17 protein-coding genes are annotated in these 20,428 nt (G+C 46.2%); 10 read left to right on the top strand and 7 right to left on the bottom strand.

The window, feature by feature from the left end:
- The first annotated feature begins 15 nt into the window (after positions 1-15).
- From FS818_RS09980 to FS818_RS09965, 4 genes are all read left to right on the top strand, one after another.
- The gene (locus FS818_RS09980) at positions 16-333 is read left to right on the top strand and encodes an ArsR/SmtB family transcription factor (RefSeq protein WP_145331673.1); all 318 of its coding nucleotides are present in this window, start codon (positions 16-18) and stop codon (positions 331-333) included.
- On the top strand, positions 326-2,812 hold the full coding sequence (locus FS818_RS09975; protein WP_145331672.1) for an FAD-dependent oxidoreductase: 2,487 nt from the start codon (positions 326-328) through the stop codon (positions 2,810-2,812). The genes FS818_RS09980 and FS818_RS09975 overlap by 8 nt, the downstream gene beginning before the upstream one ends.
- Before the next feature lie 425 nt (positions 2,813-3,237).
- On the top strand, positions 3,238-3,627 hold the full coding sequence (locus tag FS818_RS09970) for a MarR family winged helix-turn-helix transcriptional regulator (RefSeq protein WP_260989868.1): 390 nt from the start codon (positions 3,238-3,240) through the stop codon (positions 3,625-3,627).
- On the top strand, positions 3,624-5,141 hold the full coding sequence (locus tag FS818_RS09965) for a DHA2 family efflux MFS transporter permease subunit (protein ID WP_145331670.1): 1,518 nt from the start codon (positions 3,624-3,626) through the stop codon (positions 5,139-5,141). The genes FS818_RS09970 and FS818_RS09965 overlap by 4 nt, the downstream gene beginning before the upstream one ends.
- Positions 5,142-5,281: 140 nt before the next feature.
- Here FS818_RS09965 and FS818_RS09960 read toward each other — a convergent pair whose 3' ends face one another.
- The 3 genes from FS818_RS09960 to FS818_RS09950 all read right to left on the bottom strand — a co-directional run bounded on the left by FS818_RS09960 (position 5,282) and on the right by FS818_RS09950 (position 7,399).
- Complete coding sequence (locus tag FS818_RS09960; protein WP_145331669.1) at positions 5,282-5,638, bottom strand: MGMT family protein; 357 nt, start codon at positions 5,636-5,638, stop codon at positions 5,282-5,284.
- Between the two features lie 163 nt (positions 5,639-5,801).
- Complete coding sequence (locus FS818_RS09955; RefSeq protein ID WP_145331668.1) at positions 5,802-6,533, bottom strand: RluA family pseudouridine synthase; 732 nt, start codon at positions 6,531-6,533, stop codon at positions 5,802-5,804.
- Between the two features lie 2 nt (positions 6,534-6,535).
- Positions 6,536-7,399, bottom strand: a complete 864-nt coding sequence (locus tag FS818_RS09950) for a class I SAM-dependent methyltransferase (RefSeq protein ID WP_123066097.1) — start codon at positions 7,397-7,399, stop codon at positions 6,536-6,538.
- Positions 7,400-7,654: 255 nt separating this feature from the next.
- Here FS818_RS09950 and FS818_RS09945 point away from each other — a divergent pair, with 255 nt between their 5' ends.
- Genes FS818_RS09945 through FS818_RS09935 form a run of 3 tightly spaced genes read left to right on the top strand, consistent with a single transcriptional unit; the run spans position 7,655 to position 9,531 of the window.
- Positions 7,655-8,107, top strand: a complete 453-nt coding sequence (locus tag FS818_RS09945) for a flavodoxin (RefSeq protein WP_145331667.1) — start codon at positions 7,655-7,657, stop codon at positions 8,105-8,107.
- The gene (locus tag FS818_RS09940; protein WP_260989821.1) at positions 8,056-8,919 is read left to right on the top strand and encodes a hypothetical protein; all 864 of its coding nucleotides are present in this window, start codon (positions 8,056-8,058) and stop codon (positions 8,917-8,919) included. The genes FS818_RS09945 and FS818_RS09940 overlap by 52 nt, the downstream gene beginning before the upstream one ends.
- 45 nt (positions 8,920-8,964) lie before the next feature.
- Positions 8,965-9,531: a nitroreductase family protein gene (locus FS818_RS09935; protein ID WP_145331666.1), complete on the top strand. Its 567-nt coding sequence runs from the start codon at positions 8,965-8,967 to the stop codon at positions 9,529-9,531.
- Positions 9,532-9,593: 62 nt separating this feature from the next.
- On the opposite strand, the gene FS818_RS09930 is transcribed toward FS818_RS09935, so the two are convergent.
- Both FS818_RS09930 and FS818_RS09925 read right to left on the bottom strand, forming a co-directional pair.
- On the bottom strand, positions 9,594-11,051 hold the full coding sequence (locus tag FS818_RS09930) for a 4-hydroxyphenylacetate 3-hydroxylase family protein (RefSeq protein WP_145331665.1): 1,458 nt from the start codon (positions 11,049-11,051) through the stop codon (positions 9,594-9,596).
- A gap of 193 nt (positions 11,052-11,244) precedes the next feature.
- Entirely contained in the window at positions 11,245-11,397 is a 153-nt protein-coding gene (locus tag FS818_RS09925; protein ID WP_090917035.1) for a DUF1540 domain-containing protein, read from the bottom strand.
- Between the two features lie 351 nt (positions 11,398-11,748).
- On the opposite strand from FS818_RS09925, the gene FS818_RS09920 reads away from it, so the two are divergent.
- Positions 11,749-12,561: an AAA family ATPase gene (locus tag FS818_RS09920; RefSeq protein WP_145331664.1), complete on the top strand. Its 813-nt coding sequence runs from the start codon at positions 11,749-11,751 to the stop codon at positions 12,559-12,561.
- 71 nt (positions 12,562-12,632) lie between these two features.
- Here FS818_RS09920 and FS818_RS09915 read toward each other — a convergent pair whose 3' ends face one another.
- Both FS818_RS09915 and FS818_RS09910 read right to left on the bottom strand, forming a co-directional pair.
- Entirely contained in the window at positions 12,633-14,111 is a 1,479-nt protein-coding gene (locus tag FS818_RS09915) for a HAMP domain-containing sensor histidine kinase (RefSeq protein ID WP_145331663.1), read from the bottom strand.
- On the bottom strand, positions 14,096-14,782 hold the full coding sequence (locus tag FS818_RS09910) for a response regulator transcription factor (RefSeq protein WP_090917028.1): 687 nt from the start codon (positions 14,780-14,782) through the stop codon (positions 14,096-14,098). Before FS818_RS09910 ends, FS818_RS09915 begins: the two co-directional genes overlap by 16 nt.
- Before the next feature lie 192 nt (positions 14,783-14,974).
- On the opposite strand from FS818_RS09910, the gene FS818_RS09905 reads away from it, so the two are divergent.
- Both FS818_RS09905 and FS818_RS09900 read left to right on the top strand, forming a co-directional pair.
- The gene (locus FS818_RS09905; RefSeq protein WP_145331662.1) at positions 14,975-15,694 is read left to right on the top strand and encodes a YceI family protein; all 720 of its coding nucleotides are present in this window, start codon (positions 14,975-14,977) and stop codon (positions 15,692-15,694) included.
- Between the two features lie 339 nt (positions 15,695-16,033).
- On the top strand, positions 16,034-20,404 hold the full coding sequence (locus FS818_RS09900; RefSeq protein ID WP_186375451.1) for a glycosyl hydrolase 53 family protein: 4,371 nt from the start codon (positions 16,034-16,036) through the stop codon (positions 20,402-20,404).
- Positions 20,405-20,428 lie beyond the last annotated feature (24 nt).

Genomic DNA, 20,428 nt, shown 5'->3' with positions numbered 1-20,428 from the left:
TTAGGGGGAGTTATTTTGGAGTTGCCTGCGTTTGATCGGAATCAATTAAAACAGTTTGACGAGCCAGCAGAGTTTCTTAAAGCGCTGTCTCATCCCGTACGTTTATGTATCGTTCGTGGTTTGATGCGCAAAAAAAAATGTAATGTTTCATATATGCAGGAATGTCTGGATCTCCCGCAGTCGACGGTATCACAGCATCTGCAGAAGCTTCGCAGTGCAGGAATTGTTGCTACGGAGCGAAATGGTCTGGAAGTCAATTACGTTCTGGCTGATTCTCGTGTGGAGCAGTTGGTCATGATTTTATTTGAAAAGGATGATTGCGAAGATGAATAAACGTAAAAAAGTGTTAATCGTAGGAGGTGTCGCAGGGGGTGCATCTGCTGCTGCACGCCTCCGTCGTCTGGACGAACATGCCGAGATTATTATGTTTGAAAAAGGCCCATATATCTCATTTGCCAATTGCGGCTTGCCTTATTACATTGGAGGTACGATTGAAGAACGGGCGCGACTGCTCGTACAGACTCCGAAAGGTATGGAGGACCGTTTTAATATCGATGTTCGTACACAAAGCGAAGTTATCGCTGTTGATCCAAATAGACGAACCGTACAGGTACGCAGTGCCGAGCGTGGTTTATACGAGGAAAACTATGATGAATTGATTTTGTCTCCTGGTGCACGCCCTTTGGTGCCTGATCTGCCAGGGAAAGGGAACCCATTAATATATACCGTGCGGAACATTCCGGATATTGATCGAATCAAAGAACGAATAAGTTCTTATAACAACCGGAGTTCAATTGTCATTGGTGGTGGATTTATCGGTGTAGAGATGGCTGAAAATTTAAAGGAAGCTGGGCTGGATGTAACTTTGATTGAGGGGAATGATCAGCTGTTAACCCCGTTTGATCCGGAACTCGCAGCTACGCTAGCTCAAGAGATGGAGCAGAATGGAGTAAAGCTTTTATTTTCACAGCGGGTTCAAGGCTTCCGTACGTTGGATCAAGGTGTTGGTGTTGAATTGCCCGATGGCACGATATTATCTGCAGATATGGTTATCTTGGCCATTGGTGTTATGCCTGACACCTCATTTTTGAAAGATAGTGGCATCGCTCTCGGATCGCGGGGACACATCATCGTTAATGACAAGATGGAGAGCAGTATTCCGCATATTTATGCCGTAGGGGATGCCATCGAAGTAAAGGATTACATTCACGGCACGCAGACAGCCATTCCGCTTGCGGGTCCTGCCAACAAACAGGGACGTATCGTAGCTGATCAGATTGCGGGTCTTCCAACCACCTATAAAGGGACTCAGGGTACATCGATTATCAAAGTGTTTGGTTTGACAGGGGCATCTACTGGTACTAACGAAAAAACGCTCAAACGAATGCAAAAAGACTATCACAGTGTTATCGTACATCCCGCATCTCATGCTTCCTATTATCCCGGTTCCAGTGCAGTTACGTTGAAACTACTCTTTGCTCCGGATGGGAAGATTCTAGGCGCACAAGCTGTTGGTTATGAAGGTGTGGATAAACGAATTGACGATATTGCAGTGGCGATTCACTTCGGAGGAAATGTACGAGATCTTACGGAACTGGAACTCAGTTATGCGCCGCCGTATTCATCCGCGAAAGACCCGGTTAATATGCTCGGATATGCTGCGGAAAACATTTTAGACGAACGGGTGCATTCTTACACGTATGATCAACTTGCAGAACGTGACGTTGCCCAGTCCATATTAGTAGATGTTCGGAGTGATCTGGAACACCGTAACGGGAACATCGCTGGATCTCTATCCATTCCGGTGGATGAGCTTCGTCAGCGGCTTGGAGAGCTGGATGTAACCAAAGAAATCTGGGTTTATTGTCAGGTTGGGCTTCGTGGTTATACCGCTACACAAATTCTACGTCAGCATGGCTTTCAGGTGAAGAATTTAAGCGGAGGTTACAAGACGTATCGTCAGGCACAATTCAAACCTACAGGCGTATTAGGTGGAAGTAGCCACGGTGACAAAAATAAGAATGACAGTACCAGCAACAGCACTGGTGTTAACGGCAATCAACAAGCACAACAAGAGCTCCACATTGATAATGAACTGAATGTATGTGGTTTGAGTTGCCCGGGCCCGCTAATCGAGGTTAAACAAAAAATGGATCAGTTGGCAAACGGACAGACCCTGCGGGTCAAAGCTTCCGATCCGGGATTTTATGAAGATGTGAAGGCTTGGGCAACGATGTCGGGGTCTGACGTTCTCAAGTTGGAACGGGATAAGGGCGGGGTGATTGAGGCCGTTTTGGCCAAAAATGCTTCACCTGCCACAAATAGTTCAATGCAACTTGAAAAAGCGAGTACAATGGTCGTATTCAGCGGTGAGCTAGATAAGGCCATCGCCTCCTTCATTATTGCCAATGGAGCAGCGGCCAGCGGGCGGAAAGTTACGATGTTTTTCACCTTCTGGGGGTTGAACATTATTCGAAAACAAGAGATGCAGCAGGCACCTGTCAAAACAGGCATGGCCCGTATGTTTGATATGATGTTGCCGAGCAATAGTCTGAAGCTGGGACTATCCAAGATGAATATGTTTGGTGCAGGGCCGAAAATGATCCGAGGTTTAATGAAAAAAAATAACGTCGCTTCGCTGGAACAACTCATGCAATCGGCTATCGCTCAAGGGGTTGAAATCGTAGCTTGTCAGATGTCGATGGATCTGATGGGGATACAACGTGAGGAATTGATCGATCAGGCTGTTATTGGCGGCGTGGGTTATTATCTCGGACAAGCGGATCAGGCGAATCATAATTTGTTTATCTAGAATGTGTATATTAATCAAAAGTTAAAACGGATCTTATTTCAAACTTCGTAAATTTATCAACCAAACCCCGATTTCACCTTAGGTGGGATCGAGGTTTTTTGCTTCTGTGATGACAAGAACTACAAACGTCAAAGGTCCAGACCATGGTGCATAATCTCATCGTTCAGGGAAAAGCTACAACCAAACTGATTAGCTACTATTGGGCTTGCTTATATAATGTATATATCAAATATAATATGTCTTAATATTATTTTCTTGAAATCATATGTAAAGAGTTGACTATGTAAATATTTTTGTTATAATAAGTAATTGTTCCCCTGATATTTCGTACACGAAATATTATATTCCATAAGTAAAAGGGTGAAACAATGACGGATACGTACGAAGTATTTTACATTATCAATTCATTTCGACAAGTGAATCAGATGCTTTTCCGGGCATTCTGGAATGAAAACAAGGATATAGAGTTAACTTCGATTCAGTTTATGGTGTTATCCATCCTCAAGGAGCGGCCTGCTCTTGGCATTAACGAGATTGCTGATCTGTGCCATATGGGTAGTAGTTCAATGAGCGCTGTTGTAGAACGTCTCGTGAAGGGCGAGTACATCATACGGACACGTTCTGATGCAGACCGTCGCTCTGTGGTGCTGCAGATCACAGCCAAAGGGGAAAAGGCTCAACAGGAGACACAACAACTCTGGATGGAGCGTGTATCACCTATACTGGAAATCTCGAAGGAAGATCTAGAACACCTGCTTCGCATTCATAGTCTAATGGTTGAAAAGTTACAAGGAAGAGAGATGAACAACTTATGAGCGCAACCACTGCTACAGCTCCATCTTCTGCGATGGACAACATCAAGAAAGGCCCCATTGTAGCGGCCTTGCTAATTGGTGCCTTTGTGGCATTTTTGAACCAGACCCTGATGAACGTGGCTCTTCCCAAAATTATGGAGGATCTCGGCATCGGGCCGAACAAAGCCCAGTGGCTTACTACGGGCTACATGCTTGTCAACGGGGTGTTAATCCCGGTTACGGCATACTTGATTGCCAAATTCTCAACACGGCAAATTTTCATAACAGCTATGACTTTATTTACGATCGGTACGCTAGTCTGCGGACTAAGTCCGAACTTCTCGATTCTTATGGTCGGCCGTGTTATTCAAGCTGCAGGTGCCGGTATTCTGATGCCGCTGATGACCGTTGTATTTCTGACGATTTTCCCGATTGAGAAGCGTGGACAGGCGATGGGAACGATGGGGATTGCCATGATTCTCGCACCAGCAATTGGTCCTACATTGTCCGGTTATATCGTTGAGCACTATTCCTGGAGATTGTTGTTCTACATCATTCTGCCATTCTCCGTCATCGCAACAGCGATTGGTATTGCGTTTGTCAAAAACGTAACACGTCAGTCCAAGCCGAAACTGGACTCCGTTGGCGTAATCCTATCCACACTCGGATTCGGTAGTTTGCTGTATGGTTTCAGTGATGCGGGTACAGACGGATGGGGAAGTGCTGTTGTCATCAGCTGCCTCGTCGTTGGTGCCATTTCCCTAATTCTGTTTGTTATTCGTCAGTTGACGACCGATCATCCGCTTTTGGAGTTCCGTATTTTCAAATACAACATGTATACCTTAACAACCATTATTAATATGCTTGTTACGATGGCAATGTTTGCAGGTATGATCTTGCTCCCAATCTTTTTGCAAAATATCCGTGGGTTCTCACCGATTGAATCCGGCTTGCTCATGATGCCAGGTGCCATCTTAATGGGTATTATGTCTCCGATTACAGGTCGCATCTTCGATAAAGTGGGTGCACGTTGGCTCTCCGTTACGGGGCTGGCTATTACAGCGGTTACCACATGGGGACTCAGCCGTTTGGCCATTGACACCACGTATGGATACATGATGTTTATCTACACTGCTCGTATGTTTGGTATGTCGATGCTGATGATGCCGATTCAGACGGCTGGTCTGAATCAATTGCCTCAACGACTTAATGCACATGGTACAGCGATGTCGAACACACTCCGTACAGTGGCAGGTGCGATCGGTACAGCGATTCTTGTAACGATCATGAGTAGCAAGCTCAAGTCGCATCTGGCGGAAACGATGGCTACAGGTACAATTGACCCGAACAACAAAACAGCGGTGCTGGCTGCTACAGCAGATGCAACCATCTATGGTGTCAACTATGCCTTTACGGTGGCCACCTTTATGACAATTGCAGCACTGATTATGGCTTTCTTCATTCAGAAGACGAAGCCGGCTACCGAGCCGGTAAACGCAGAGAAAGAAAAGGCTAAAAAAGTGGCAACAGCGTAACATTAGACTTGAAATCTCTAACGATAAATAAGAGAAAGAGAACTCTCAGGCTGCCAGTAGGATATATCTTCTACGGCAACGAGAGTTCTCTTTTTTGTTTTGAAAACGACATATCACTAAGCAAACGAAAAAATGTGCTGTCACTTATTTTCATTTTTAATAGAAGTCACATCATGCAGTAACCAGTCTGGATCAGGTTTATGACCGAAACGTTGGAGATCGATGTTCCCACCAAGCTGGAATTCCACACCTTCACTGACGAGCTCGGTTTCCTGCATCATGCGTGATTCTTCATCAGGTATGGCAATTTGTCCTTTCGCATTGACGACCCGGTGCCAGGGTAAGCGTTCCTTCCGGCTCATAGAGTGCAGAATACGAACGACCTGTCTTGCCGCCCTTGGGCTTCCAGCGCAGGCTGCAATCTGTCCATACGTCATTACCTTTCCTTCAGGGATCGCAGCAATAATGGCGACAACCTGCCTTGTGAACGGGGTCATGAATATCGGCTCCTGTCTTTGAAGTTTAAAATAATATACACAGAGAGAGTTGTTATATGATTTTTCGATTAAAAAAAGTGCCGCCCGGATGTAGCATCCGAACGACACGTTACAGGTGCAGACAGCTACTGCTTCTAGTTCATCCAATCTGCTTATATGCAGTTTATATCTTCAAGGCGAAAGCTTTTTCGTATATATCCAAAGGCCATTCAGCCCAAGGAAACTCTCGTGCAGGCAGGGATTGTAGCACAACTTCCTCTTTGGTCACAGGATGGGGCAGAGCGGCAATGACAGACCATAACGCGATCTGTTGTCCCGGTTTGTTTATTTTGGCACCATATTTCTGATCTCCGAATAGTGGACAGCCGGCTTCTTTCATCTGCACACGTATCTGATGAGATCGACCTGTATGAAGCTCGATATGCACGAGGCTGTAACGATCGGTTTCTCCGATGACCTCGTAGTCTAGAACGGCATCTTTACCACCAGGTGTACCTTTGGGTACAGCGGTTACGGTGTTCGTTTTGCTGTCTTTTAACAGGGTGTGCTTCAATGTGGCCTGACGTGCTGGCAACTTGCCATGAACAACAGCTGCATAGATTTTACGGAAGTGACGTCCACGCACAGTCTCAGACAATCGGGAAGCGGCTTTGGAAGTTTTGGCAAAGATCATGGCACCTCCAACCGGGCGATCCAGACGATGCACCAGCCCCAGATATACATTACCAGGTTTATTATAACGTTCTTTCAGATCCTGTTTGAGTAAAGTGAGCAGATCCGGATCACCGGAAGCATCTTCCTGCGTAGGGACATTCACCGGCTTCGTAATGCCTAACAAATGATTATCCTCATACAGAATCTCGATATCTCCAGTTTTTTGTACATCATGAGACATCATCAGGACTCCCAGCGGCCCAAAATACCGCAAGGCAGATCCAGACCGCTGCGTGTAATCGGTAATCCGATTTCTCCGGCAGTAATCTCTCCACCATACTTGGCAGACATCGTCATCGTCAGCATGTTTCGTAATACCGTTGAAGAGATACCTGTGGTATAAGAGTTTACAAGCATAAACAACGGATTATCCGAAAGAATCGTCATACAGGATTTCAGGAAAGGATAGAGGTTTTCCTCCAGTTTCCATGTTTCACCGTTCGGGCCACGTCCATAAGAAGGCGGGTCCATAATAATCGCATCGTATTTGTTACCACGGCGCTGCTCGCGCTGTACAAATTTGAACACATCATCGGTGATGAAACGAACAGGGCGATCAGCAAGTCCGGACAATTGCACATTTTCTTTCGCCCATTGAACCATACCTTTCGCTGCATCACAGTGTACAACAGAAGCGCCAGCGTATGCCGCTGCTACGGTTGCTCCGCCAGTGTAGGCGAATAGGTTCAAGACAGAGATGGGGCGTCCTGCATTCGAAATTTTATCCATCATCCAGCTCCAGTTGGCAGCTTGTTCGGGGAACAATCCGGTGTGTTTGAAGCTTGTCGGTTTAATATGGAATTTCAGGTTTTCATATCCGATCGTCCAGCGTTCAGGAATGGGCTTTTTCATATCCCAGCTTCCCCCGCCAGAAGAGCTGCGATGATAGTGACCGTGAGCTTGGCGCCATTCGTGGGTTTCTTGTTCAAGCGGCCAGATGATCTGCGGATCAGGTCTGCGCAAGATGACATCTCCCCAGCGCTCCAGCTTCTCGCCGCCTCCCGTATCGATTACTTCATAGTCTTTCCAGTTCTTAGCTACGTACATAGTGGTTTATCCATCCTTAAAATTCATTTGGATACTATTGTACAACAAAAAAGGGGCTGTACGCCAGTTAGCCTCAGGGGATTTGGGCAATGTATAGATGAATTTCGACACATCATAAAACTAAAATCTGAATAAAATTAATTTGACAATGATAATCATTATCACTTATGATTTTGTTATTGCAGTTTGCAATCTATTCGGAACGTATTTTAAGGAATTAAATCCATAATAAGAAACCAAAGTGAGGGACAATAGATGGCTAAATGGTTAGTGGCTTATGCCAGTATGACAGGGAACACGGAAGAGATTGCCGAACTTATTGTGGAAGGCATTACAGCAAGTGGTCATGAAGTTGACTTGAAATCTGTAACCGACTTTAATGCCGCAGAAGTTTTGAATTATGAGGGCTTTATGATTGGTGTGTACACATGGGGAGATGGTGAACTGCCGGATGAATTTCTGGACTTCTATGAAGAACTGGATGAGCTTGATTTGCACGGAAAGAGAGCGGCTGTCTTCGGAAGCGGAGATACGTCCTATGAACAATTTTGCGGAGCAGTCGATCTAACAGCGGAGAAGCTGAAGGAACGCGGGGCGGAAGTATCACCAGAGATGTTGAAAATTGAATACAGTCCGCTGGAGCAGGAAAAAGAATCATGCCGGGATTTCGGCAGACGTTTTGTTACTGCTGGTGCGGAGATATCCTGATCGAAATGCTGCAGCGTGATGCCTATACAGCAAAGGCTCAGGGGAGCGACGGGCTCCCTGAACGTTTGCTTGAGGACTATAAGCTGGAAGAGATGTTGCGTAGCCCGCATCGGTTTATCCGCCCTGAACCATCGGCTGAGCAACGTCCAGCGCTACAATGGAGACATCGTGTACAATATGCGGTGAGCCATGCCATTAATCATTTTTACAGTGTGGACCCTGACGTACGCAAAGAAATCCCGATTCAATATGTACTCGAAAAATGGTGGCCTAGAAAAACGGACGGTTTTGATTCCGTTCTTCATTATTGGGATGTAAAGCAGAAAATGATCGATGAATTGTCACTGGCCATTGCAGCGAATGATGATTTGAAGCGGCCTGCGATCTTGTATGAACAATGGAAAACCGAAGTGCCTTCTTTACAGATGTCTTTGTCCGTCATCTTTCAGGCGGCTTGGCAACCAGAAGGCTGGGATAAACTGCTTGTTCAGAAATATATGGTGGTTCATGATGCCAACGTCGTGGAAGCCTTTCAGCATATGGTCAGCGTGTTTTGCTGGGAAGCATTTGGCAAGTTGCCGGGCATGATTGAAATTTACTGCCTGCTGGAAGGGCGGAAGATCAGGTACATACCAGGCCGCCAATCATTACAGCGTTCGATGGATTACATCCGTCTTGTTCGGGACAGCATTCCCGTTGCCGAGGAGCAAGAATCAGAGCGCTTTACCGCAAGAGATAAGATCCGTGTGCATGAAGAAGTGGACCGTTGGAGAACGGAAGGGACGAAGCCACAAAAAACATGGTTGATGTGACACTCGGAGCTCTTGATAGCACTTATCTCGGAGGAGGGAATACAGGTGACAACGTTATTCAGGCAAGATATCGGTAATGGAAAAAGAAGAGCAGGAACATGTGAGTTCAGCTCCATGCCTGTACCTCAAGCTGTCATAAGAAAGCTGCTGGATGAAGCTGATCCATCTTTATATGTTATGAGTCCGGCACCCTGGCGTTTTATGCTATTTTCGGGTGAAGGGCGACAGCTCTATATGGAAGCTGTAAGGCAGAGTTATCCGCCTCATCTTGCGGATTCTCACGGGAGCTGGGCTGCGTATCAATACACGGAAGCGATCCCGGCTCATTTGGTGGTGGTTGCCCCCGGCAATTCCCCAGAGGATCATGTTTTGCCTGCGAAGGCATGGAGCAAGCGATTCTCTATTCTGGCTGCTGAACAGGGGGTACACGCGGTCTGGAAGATGAATGATTATCAGCAACATCCCGTATTCATGAACTTGATGGGACTTACATCGAGCGAAAGGGTGCTCGGCGTATTTCATATCGGTTACGGTGAGCAGTGTGGATTATCCAGTGTGGCAACAGGTAGACCAGCTTCTGAACTCATGACGGTATATGACCATTTGGTGTGAAGGGCAACGAGCCTGACAGCTGCGTTGCCGGGTGCGCTTACGGATATTTGATTCAGTGAATGTTACCGTGCAAGGTTTCCGAGGAAATGACGAACACGTTCTTGTTGAGAATGATCTTGAGAACTGGCTTTATATAAGCGATTTGAAACGGTAATGGTGTTACCAAAGAAAAATCGTTCAAACTGAGTCTGTCTGCCTCCGAATGAGCCTGCACCAAGTTCCCAGATCAGGCGGAACAGTGCGTTTCGTTCTTTGGATTCCATGTCGGAGCCTTTGAGATAGACGTTTAAAGCGTCAGCCGGCTCGGACTGGAAATCCTCTTCCTGTGGAATCATGATCATGCCGCTGGAACTGAGCAACTGCAATATCTCGATCATTTCAGGATACAGTTTCGGATAGAGAAGATTGGCAGCCATAAGCGGTTTAGGAGCTGGCAGGATATATCCTCGTCCGTCCGGTATTGCGCCTGCCTCAGCAGCTAGAGCAAGTGCTCTTAAGGATTCAAGGCCTGCGAGAACACGTGCGGTTTTTTCTATAACATGCGCCTCGTTCGACAGATCCAGCGTTTCGGTTAACAGCTGAATGGTGCCGAGCATAAATTCGGTTTTGGCAATATAACGACATAACACTTGATGCCCCGCATGGATATGGAAGTTACTGCCGCTGAAAAGAGTCGAAGACATCTGCTCATGACCTGCAAAAAAAATGCGGTTATGCGGCACAAGCACGTGGTCAAAGATGACGATATTGTCCATCTCCTCATATCTGGAGCTTAAGGGATAATTGTAGTTGGATTCAGCTGCATACGTATCTCGGCAGATCAGAGTGATGCCAGGCAGATCATTAGGCACGGCAAACGAAAAAGCAAATGGATTTTCATCATCAAAAGGTGCAGGAGAAGGGGATGGATAGACAAAAATTTCATCTGAAGTCACGGCTTGTGTGGCCATCATAAATGCACCGTTTATAATGAGTCCTTCATCAGTCCGATCGACAACCTTGGCAGCAATGGCATCTTCAGTAGCATCCATCTGTCCTGAAATTTTACTAGCATGTGGCTGAATAAAGGCATGGGATAGTGTGATGTCATGATCACGGCAATAGGCGTAGTAATTCCTCAGATTTTCAGCATATTGCGGGGAGAGATCGTTCAACAAGTCGGCAGCGGTAAAAAACGCCATCATCGCCGTGTTCATGTAATCGGGTGAGCGTCCCAGAAAACCGTGATGAGCCTGAGCCCATATCGTCATCGCTTCACGGCGTTTACGGAGATCGTTGACGCTGGTTGGAGGCAGAAAGGACAACCCTACAGGCTTTCCATCGGTAGGAGAAGGATAGGTCATAAGTTCAGTAAGCAGTGGGTCATACTGCAGGTCGTACATATTCATTTGAGTTTTCATCAAACCGGAGAAGGCGATGTGCTCGGAGCGTTTAGCAGTAAGCAGTTCTCCTTTATACCAGCAGGGTACGGTCTGGGCGTTAATTCGTTCACAATACTGCATGCCGGTTTTAGCGGGCATAGTTCTTCACCTCTTGGTCATGGTTCATGAGCACATTTATTTCTATGCTATACTACGTAAAGTTGTTGTCTGATGTGCTACGGACCATCGGGTGAAAAATTTGCATCGAGGGCTTGATAATAATTATCATTCTTGCTACAATAAATAAAGAAAAAGGAACCCGAGTGGGCTCCTTCGAATGAAACAGATTCTTTTATTTAACTTCAAACGTTTTGCAGTCTGTTTCAGCAGACTCGCTTGCTTCTTTGGAAGCGTGGCTCACGATGTAGATGGAAGAAGCATTACATTTGTTTTCTTGAGCCCAGTGACGACAGGAGTTTACTTCACACAATACGTCTTTTGCCATGATTGTTAACCTCACTTTTAGTTGGATTTACATTCGTTGGTATAAAGATCCGGATTCGCAAGTTGCCGCTTGAGAATCTGGAACAATTTTCACGCTCTCATGAATTTGGAGGGCTTTTTTGTGTTATACACAACGATGCACTCTCAGAATAGCAAATTTTGCTTTCTCATGCAACTAATTCGCGGCTAAGGAGACATACTGATGCTGATCAGGAGTTTGATCTTTGCAAAGAGGGTTCTGTATGTTATTATTTAATAGTAAAAATTACGATTAAAATAATTGATAGCTGAGAATCCGGTATGAAAAACACGGTTACAGATATATATCTTTCTTGAAGGAGCACACATACACATGAGTAAAATGAATCACGCAAACCGAATCCCGCGTGCAAAAGGAATCGATATGGCGGCATTCTACACGCCGAAGGAATGCAAACGAAAAGCACAACATATTGTCTTTTCGGCGGAAAATGAACGCATTGTCGAAGAGTTCATCACGATTCTGGGCATGAAGGAAAAGTTCAGGGAACATGATGTTTCCATCCCTAATAAAATGGTCATGTTTGGCCCTCCCGGCACAGGGAAAACGTTAACCGCGTCTTATCTGGCTCAGAGATTGGAATTGCCTCTTGTACTGGTCAGGCTGGATGCCCTTATTCACAGCTACTTGGGAGAAACGGGAAGTAATGTACGCAAGTTGTTTGAATATGCTCGCCTTAATCCTTGCGTATTGTTTCTTGATGAATTTGATGCGATTGGCCGGACACGGGAAAGTAACGACGAGGTAAAAGAAATGGCAAGGGTGGTGAATACACTTTTGCAATGTTTGGATGAATTCGAAGGAGACAGTATCCTGGTGGCTGCCACGAATCTGGAGACACAGCTTGATCATGCGATCTGGCGCCGATTTGATACCAAGATGACGTACGCGATGCCAGATGAAGATAGCCGCAGACTGTACATTAGCAAACTGGTTGGAACGTTTGAACAGGAGCACAGGCTGGAGGAGTATATCTGTGAACGGCTGGCTGGATGCAGCTATGCGGATGTGGAGCAGATTGTGTTGAAAGCAAAGCGTAAAGCTATTATTGGAAGCAGTGCTCTGCACAGACAGTTGATCTCTGATGCGTACGAGGAATACAGGCCCCGAGTGTTTCAAGGATAGAGGTGAGGTCAGTACCTGGGCGAATAACGAAAGCCCGGCTTCCTTCTTGTAAGGAATACCGGGCCTTTTTATTACAATGCTGATTTCGCTTTGACAGGTGAACGATAGGTTTTCTCTGGCATAGACGCTTCCTGCTGAGCAACCCAGCGTGGCAAGCTTAATCTAAACGTACTTCCATCTGGACTGCTGGAAACGAGGACTAACGTACCACCTTGCTCCTGTGCAAGAAGACGGCTGTATGTTAAACCGAGACCCAAGCCACGATTACGGCGTTTTTTCAACTCTCCCCGATAGAATCGTTCGAATATGTTACGCTGATCCTCTATGGTAATTCCCGTGCCGTTGTCCTGCACATCGACATGTAACATATCTTCCTCTACGCGTAAATGTATATGGAAGAGGGCTTGTTGGCCAGGTATTGTGGCATGCAGTCCATTGTTAAGCAAATTTACAATAATCTGCTGGATCCGGAGGGCATCACCCATCACGTATAGTGCGTCTGACGGCGCATGAAGCTGAACTTCTGGCATATGTTCTTCATAGGCAATTTTCCATTGGTAAATGATCTCGCCTACAAGCAACTTCAGGTCGGTGCGTTCCTTCCGAACAGCAACACTTCCAGCGGTCATGGCATTATAATCCAGCAGATCCGCAATCATTCGTTCCATGCGCTCTGATTCTTTCAGAGCAATATCCAGAAATTCTTTGCCTTCCTGGGGACTGACGACATCGTCGCGAACAGCCATCACCAATCCTTTGATCGAGGTGACAGGCGTTTTGAGCTCATGACTCACGCCTGCAAGAGAAAGTGCACGCCATTCTTCGAGTTGACGCAGACGGGTTGCCATATCCCCAAAAGAACCTACAAGCTCGTTCATTTCCCGTTCACGTGTTTTAATATCAAGGTTTACATCATAATTCCCGGCTCGGATTTGCTCTGCCGCATAAGCCACCTGTCGAATTGGTCTCGATAGTTTGCTCGACAGAAGATAGATCGTGAACCAGCCACAGAGAATAAGGCCTCCAAAAATCAATGCGACGAGCCAGATCGTTTCAGGACTGAACGTGATGGATTGCTTGGACTGCATGACCCAAACTTTACCTAGAGTCTGATTCCCGTCTGTAATATCGACCGTTACTCCAGCGTATTTATTGTTGCGTGGTTTAAGATAGTCGTCAGAGAGCCGATAATGGACATCTTCCTGCTTCATTTTAGGCTGGGAGAAAATCAGCTTGTTATTATTGTCCAGTACCATGACACAGAAATAATGATCGGTATTAAACAGCTTCTCCCGGCTGCTTACGATTGTATTCAGGTCAGGTGGAACCCAAAGCTGACTGCCCTTCACGGTTACTCGATCAGCAATCTCCCAACCGAGTAGCTCAGCCGTTTTCAAACTTTTCTCAATCGATGTTGTTCGTATCCAGTACAGCGCACCCGCGGCAATTACGGAGAAGCCGATACATAAAATCAGAAAGTAACGTAGTGTCCAATGTGACAAAATAGATGTCGTTCGTTTCGGTTTGGTGGATGTTAATTGGCGATCCAAAATTGATACCCCATTCCTCGCAACGTCCGGATTTCTCCTGTGTCTGTTGTCCAGTGAGAGAGTGCTTGACGCAGTCGTTTGATCGATAGATCTACAGCACGATCACTGCCTTCATAATCGAGTCCCCAGACTTGTTCAATTAGATGATCTCTAGTGAATGTGCGGTTGGGATACTCGGACAGAAAAATAAGAAGAGACAGGTCACGTGGTGTAAGCGCGACCTCCGCACCGTTCAGTAGCACTTGCTTAGCCGCAAGGTCAATGACCAGATTGCCAAAAGAACGCTTGTCCTGCCCTCCGGAAGTCCAGTGGGGGTTCCGTCGCAGTACTGCATTCACGCGTGCAACCACTTCTTCAGGTACAAACGGTTTGCTCATATAATCGTCAGCACCGGCATTCAGACCGTTAAGCCGATCTGTAATATCGTCCAGTGCAGTTAACATAATGACGGGACAAGCACTCTTTTCCCGAATAATTCGTAACAGGTCCCATCCATCCATTCCTGGCAGCATAACGTCTAGTAAAACGATAGAAGGATTTTCGGAATCAAACAGGGTTAAAGCGGTCTTGCCATCCGCTGCATGATGAACTTCAAATTCAGCTTTTCTCAGATAAGCAGCTAGAACGCGTGCGATTGCTTGCTCATCCTCTACGATGAGTACAGATTTCAAACAGGGTGTTCTCCTTTCACAGACAAGCTTGTGTACTGATTTTACATGAGGCGGGTCATAAAGCCAATCCTGTTTTCACTTTTTGAAAAAAAATGAAAAAGAATTTCATCTTGACTTCTTCCTGACACATTGGGCTGTTACTATCCATATCAAGAGGTAACGAAACCATACTGTACTGGAGGAATAATAAAGATGAGTAAAAAGGCTAAAACGTGGATTATTACAGGAGTAGCAGCAGTAGCCATCATTGGTGGGGGCGGTTATTACTTTGCAAATAGTTACTTAGGAAACAATGTTGAGATTGAACAGGTACTTCCGGTAAACGCGGCTGCATCTGGTACAGCTACAGATAGCGGCACGGGCACAGCAGTGGAAAATAAAAAGGTTGGAGCAGACCAGTTGAACGGGGACTGGAATATCAGCCAGGGATCGAAAGTATACTTCTCAGTAACCACTTCGCAGGAAACCGTGAATTTTGTGGACGAGCAGGTTAGCGGAAAATGGACGATTAATGTGAATGACCCGGCTCAATCACAAGCGGAAGGTAAAATTGAATTGAGCGGTATTGATTCTGGTAACGGTCAACGGGATGGACATGTTAAAGAAGCCGATTTCTTTGATATTGCCCAATATCCACAAGCTACATTTAAAGCCACTTCATTCGAAGGAATGCCTTCTGAATGGACGGAAGGACAGACAGTTGATTTGAAGATGAAAGGTATGCTGAACGTAAAAGGTATAGATAAAGAGGTTACGTTTGATGCCAAAGCGGCTTATCAAAATAATGAAGTGCTGCTGTCCGGCACAACGATGGTTACATTCGAAGATTTTGGCATGAAAAATCCACACTCGGTTGTGCTTTCCACTGAAAATGATATCCAGGTACGTCTTGAATTGAAGCTGGCGAAATAATAGAAGGATCTGAAATTTTCTATTGAACTATACTAATAAACGATTTCAATATAGTAAGCCCACTAAATCTGTTGTGTTCCGCCTCCGGGCGGGCAACAGATTTTTTGCTTTTGATATGCTTTTGCCGGAAAAAAGAATGCGACCGTTCATCTCCCTGAGGCTGGAAAATAAGGATTACGCTAGGCTGGATTATGTTTAGAAAAGTCGACATTGTTAAAATAACTGCTGTTTCCTTTGCATAATGCCGTGTTGCTAAGGATCATGAAGCGCTTACAATGGGGATGATTCATGACATTCATTGATCCAAGCACAAACAAACACAAGAAGGGGAGATCAAGGGTGAACAAAAGGTACATAAGCGGCTGTCTTGTTTTGTTGTTGTTATTCTGTGATCTGGGTCTGATCGCCAGGCCCGCAGAAGCGGCAAAAAACAATGTCGCGCTGAACAAAACGGTATCGGTGAGCTCGGATGAAAAACGATGGGGAGGCGATAAAACGCATCTGGTAGATGGTGATGCAAGCACCTATTGGAGTACAGAAACGGGAGTGACTTCTGAAAAACCGGAGTGGGTCATCATTGATCTGGGTGAAACGTACAATCTTTCCGGAGCGGAAATAACATGGAGGGACAATACGGTAGTGAAGTATACGGTTGAAACGTCTGCTGACCAGCAGCATTGGTCTACCGTTACGGATCAAAGTGATAACGCAGATGCGAAACAGATTGCTGATCTTACATTTCAACAAAATAATGTACGATACATTAAGCTCAACATATCCTTTTATAAGGAAGGTGGAGCGTGGCCACAAATACTGGAGTTTAAAGTGTGGGGAGAATCCGAAGGGATGGAACCAGCCAATATTATCAGTTTTGATTCCGTTCATGTTAGTACATTTGCACGGAGTGCGCCGGTTCTGCCGGCGGAAGTCAAAGCCAATTTTACGAATAATAAGTCGGGTCTCGTTCCTGTCACATGGGAGAGCATTGATCCAACGCAATATGAAAAATCAGGTTCATTCTCTGTAACTGGTGCGGTATATGGTACTGAGAAAAAGCCTGAAGCAACGGTTGTTGTACAAGGTTATCGTTCCGATTATGTGAGGGGCGTCGATATTTCCACACTCACGGCTATCGAGGATAAAGGTGGAAAATACCTGGATAGCAACGGCACCGAGCGGGACTTGCTTGATATCCTCAAGGATCGAGGTGTCAATTATGTACGTCTGCGTTTGTGGAATGACCCACAAAAATCAGGCGGTTATAACGATAAGGATGACGTCATTACCATGGCCGTACGCGCGAAGCAAAAAGGGTTAAAGGTGCTGCTGGATTTCCATTACTCCGATGAGTGGGCACACCCGGGTCAACAGCTCAGACCGAAAGCGTGGGAAAAGTTAAGTTTCAATGAGCTTAAGCAAGCAGTGTATGGTTATACGGTTGAAGTCGTTGGAGATCTGAAGAAGGCAGGAGCCATGCCGGATATGGTGCAGATTGGTAACGAGATCAACAGTGGTCTTCTCAATGGATTAAGCAGCGACGTGAATTTTGAGGAAAATGCAGCTTTGCTAAAGCAGGGAATTAATGGGGTTCGCGCGGTTGAAGGAAACGTTAATGCTTCTGATCGGACGAAGATCATGATTCATCTGGCTGAAGGTGGCAAGGCAGAGACATTCAAATGGTATTTTACTGAGTTGAAAAAACAAGGACTCGACTCCGATTATGACATCATTGGGCTATCCTATTATCCGTTCTGGCACGGTACATTTGCCGATGTGCAGAAAACGATGAACGAAGTTTCAGCAGCCTTTGGGAAAGATGTCATAATAGCTGAAACTTCTTATCCGTTTACTTATAAAAACGGGGACGCGCATGGAAATATTATCGGTTCGGATCAAGCGCTCATTCAAGGTGGAGCCACGTTCCCGGCAACAGTGCAAGGTCAATACGATGCAATTGCAGGCATCATGGATTTGATCGCCAATGTACCGAATAATCGTGGCGCAGGTTTCTTCTACTGGGAGCCGGCATGGATTCCGGCAGGTGTAGGCTGGATTGCATCCGAAGGCGATGCATGGGAGAACCAGGGCATGTTTGATTACGATGAGTACCCAGCGAATGGCGGGCATTCGTATGAAGGAAGAGCGTTATGGTCTCTCGATGTGTACAAAAGAGGACTGGAACAGATGCCGACAGATCGACAGCAACTTGCAGCAGCAATGACACGTGCTAACTCGCTTGTAGAAAGTGATTTCACACCAGAAAGCTGGGGCAGTCTGGCTCCTGCAATTGTTGAAGCTAAAGGGGTGTACGCCCGAGCGTATACATCAGGTGGTGTGAGTCAAGAGGAAACCGATGCTGCAACAACATATTTGGAAAATGTGATGTTACAACTCGGCGTGATTACACCGGAACTGGAACCGCTCCAAGTGGCAATTGCAGAAGCAGAGAAGATCCAACAGAATAACTGGTCGGCTGCAACGTGGAGCGTATTCAGTAAAGCACTGGAACATGCAAAATCCGTTGTGGCTAACTCACGGGCTACTCAGACTGATGCCAATAAAGCGGTAGAGCGCCTGGAATCAGCCATTAAGGGCTTGTCTGACGTGGATAAAACGGAACTGCACCAATTCATCCAGCTCATGCAACTGGAAAATGAATCTTCATATACACACCGCAGCTGGTCGGTTCTACAGCAAGCTTTACAGGCGGCTATTCAGGTGAGAGACCAAACAGATGCTATGCAATCTCAGGTAAATGCAGCACGGGATACATTAAAACAAGCTTTTACAAATCTGGTCAAACTAGAAGCCTTGACCACAGGTAAAACCGCTACTGCATACAGCAGTGCTGGAAATGGTGGCGGTAAAGACAATGCGCCGTCAGGAGCAATTGACGATAATCCAAATACATCATGGGGAACGGATCTTGGTCCGGGTGACAACACTTGGTGGAAGGTGGACTTGGGACAGGTGGCCAATCTCCGGAAACTTGAAATGTCGATGTGGAGCGGTGGTATCAAATACAGAATAGATGTCTCCGATGATAATGAGCATTTCAAGACGGTATTGGATACAACCAGTGATGTTATCGTATCTACATCCCCAAGTCATGTTCTCCCCGAGGGAACAGAGGGGCGTTATATTCGTGTAACCATTACAGCTGGCCCGACATGGGTTGGATTCATGGAATTTGAGGCATATGGCACAATTCCGGGTGACAGGACCGTATTAAAATCAACCGTTACAGCTGCGGAAGCGTTGAAACAAACCGATTACACGGCTTCAAGCTGGAGTGTGTTCAGCAAAGTGCTGGGACAAGCGCAGCAACTTGTTCTGGATGCGGAAGCTACGGAACAAGAGCTCACCAGTGCAGATCAACTTCTGAAGGAAGCCATGGCACAACTGGCACGTCAGACAAACCCGGGCACAGGGCAGCCATCTCAGCCAAGTAATCCGTCCGGGTCATCGGAACCTTCAACAAGTACGAACAATCCGGTAGTTACACCTCAGCCAACACCCGGGAACGAAACAGCGAGCGGTTCCATTACTGTAAAAGGAACGGTAACAGGAGATGGTGCATATGCGGTGCGTCCAAGTGCATCTGAGCTTACTCAGGCTTTGAGATCAATGGACACAGGCAAACGTACATTGAAGCTTGTGGCCGATGTACCAGACGGTTCCAAAGCAGTGACGTTCCAAGTGTCAGCAGGTCAGCTCTCTTCATGGGTTCGTTCGGAGGAAGTGCAGTCCATCGAGGTGGTTGCAGGCAAAACGACAGTTCGGGTCCCGCTTCGGTCCCTGCCGCTCACGATTGCAGAGAACACAGGTACGTTTGACGTTGTCGTTGCGGAAGGCTCCATAGCACAAGTGAACGTTAACCAGCAAGCCCAAATTGGCGATCATCCTGTAGTTGATGTGCAGATGCTACTCAATAATAAGTCAATCCAATGGGCTGACAAAACGGTTGAAGTGCTTTTGTCCGATGTGCAACCTGTCAAAGCAGATCATACGGTGATGGTTGTCAACTCCATCTCAACTAACGGTGAACTTCATCCTGTGATGTATACGAAGTATGATCAGACCACAGCTACGATGGCGTTCAAGCCGTCTAAGCCTGGCAGTTACGTCATTACCAACCTTGAAGTGCCGTTAACCGATTTACAGCATCATACCTGGGCAACTCAAAAGGTTCAACATCTCTATAGCAAAGGCATCATTGCAGGTATGAGTGACACACGTTTTGAACCGCAGGGTGAACTCACCCGTGCCCAATTTTTACAGATGCTCGTTAAAGGGATTGGAAAAACAAATCACACCGATTCTTCGGCTATACTACTACCGACAGACGTCAAGTCAGATCAATGGTATGCGGATGCGGTTCGCGCAGGTCTTGAGATGAACATTGTTCAAGGTAGAGCTGACGGAACATTCGGTGCAAATGATCGCATTTCCCGGCAGGATATGGCTGTTATGCTACATCGAGCGATGGAAGCAGCAGAACGTAATAACAACTCTGCTACTGTAAACACCGGCCAGATGAAGTTCAAAGATGAAGCAGATATTGCCGAGTATGCCAAAGACGCCGTGGCATTCATGTCACAACTCGGTCTACTAAACGGCTTGCCTGATAGCACATTTGCTCCCAAACAAACCGCTAATCGTGCGCAAGGCGCCGTTGCAGTAGCGAGATTGATGGAACAGCTGTATTAGAAATTGAAACAACGGTAACTTGAT

The sequence above is a fragment of the Paenibacillus xylanexedens genome (assembly GCF_007680605.1).
Taxonomy (GTDB): Bacteria; Bacillota; Bacilli; order Paenibacillales; family Paenibacillaceae; genus Paenibacillus; species Paenibacillus xylanexedens_B.
Note: the sequence above shows the minus strand (reverse complement) of the source record. Positions and strands in the feature narration are given on the sequence as shown.

What these genes read in the sequence shown, in the direction of transcription:
- FS818_RS09975 (WP_145331672.1), top strand. Translation starts at nt 326, where the DNA reads ATGAATAAACGTAAAAAAGTGTTAATCGTAGGAGGTGTCGCAGGGGGT.
- FS818_RS09970 (WP_260989868.1), top strand. Translation starts at nt 3,238, where the DNA reads ATGCTTTTCCGGGCATTCTGGAATGAAAACAAGGATATAGAGTTAACT.
- FS818_RS09965 (WP_145331670.1), top strand. Translation starts at nt 3,624, where the DNA reads ATGAGCGCAACCACTGCTACAGCTCCATCTTCTGCGATGGACAACATC.
- FS818_RS09960 (WP_145331669.1), bottom strand. Translation starts at nt 5,638, where the DNA reads ATGACCCCGTTCACAAGGCAGGTTGTCGCCATTATTGCTGCGATCCCT.
- FS818_RS09955 (WP_145331668.1), bottom strand. Translation starts at nt 6,533, where the DNA reads ATGTCTCATGATGTACAAAAAACTGGAGATATCGAGATTCTGTATGAG.
- FS818_RS09950 (WP_123066097.1), bottom strand. Translation starts at nt 7,399, where the DNA reads ATGTACGTAGCTAAGAACTGGAAAGACTATGAAGTAATCGATACGGGA.
- FS818_RS09945 (WP_145331667.1), top strand. Translation starts at nt 7,655, where the DNA reads ATGGCTAAATGGTTAGTGGCTTATGCCAGTATGACAGGGAACACGGAA.
- FS818_RS09940 (WP_260989821.1), top strand. Translation starts at nt 8,056, where the DNA reads ATGCCGGGATTTCGGCAGACGTTTTGTTACTGCTGGTGCGGAGATATC.
- FS818_RS09930 (WP_145331665.1), bottom strand. Translation starts at nt 11,051, where the DNA reads ATGCCCGCTAAAACCGGCATGCAGTATTGTGAACGAATTAACGCCCAG.
- FS818_RS09925 (WP_090917035.1), bottom strand. Translation starts at nt 11,397, where the DNA reads ATGGCAAAAGACGTATTGTGTGAAGTAAACTCCTGTCGTCACTGGGCT.
- FS818_RS09920 (WP_145331664.1), top strand. Translation starts at nt 11,749, where the DNA reads ATGAGTAAAATGAATCACGCAAACCGAATCCCGCGTGCAAAAGGAATC.
- FS818_RS09905 (WP_145331662.1), top strand. Translation starts at nt 14,975, where the DNA reads ATGAGTAAAAAGGCTAAAACGTGGATTATTACAGGAGTAGCAGCAGTA.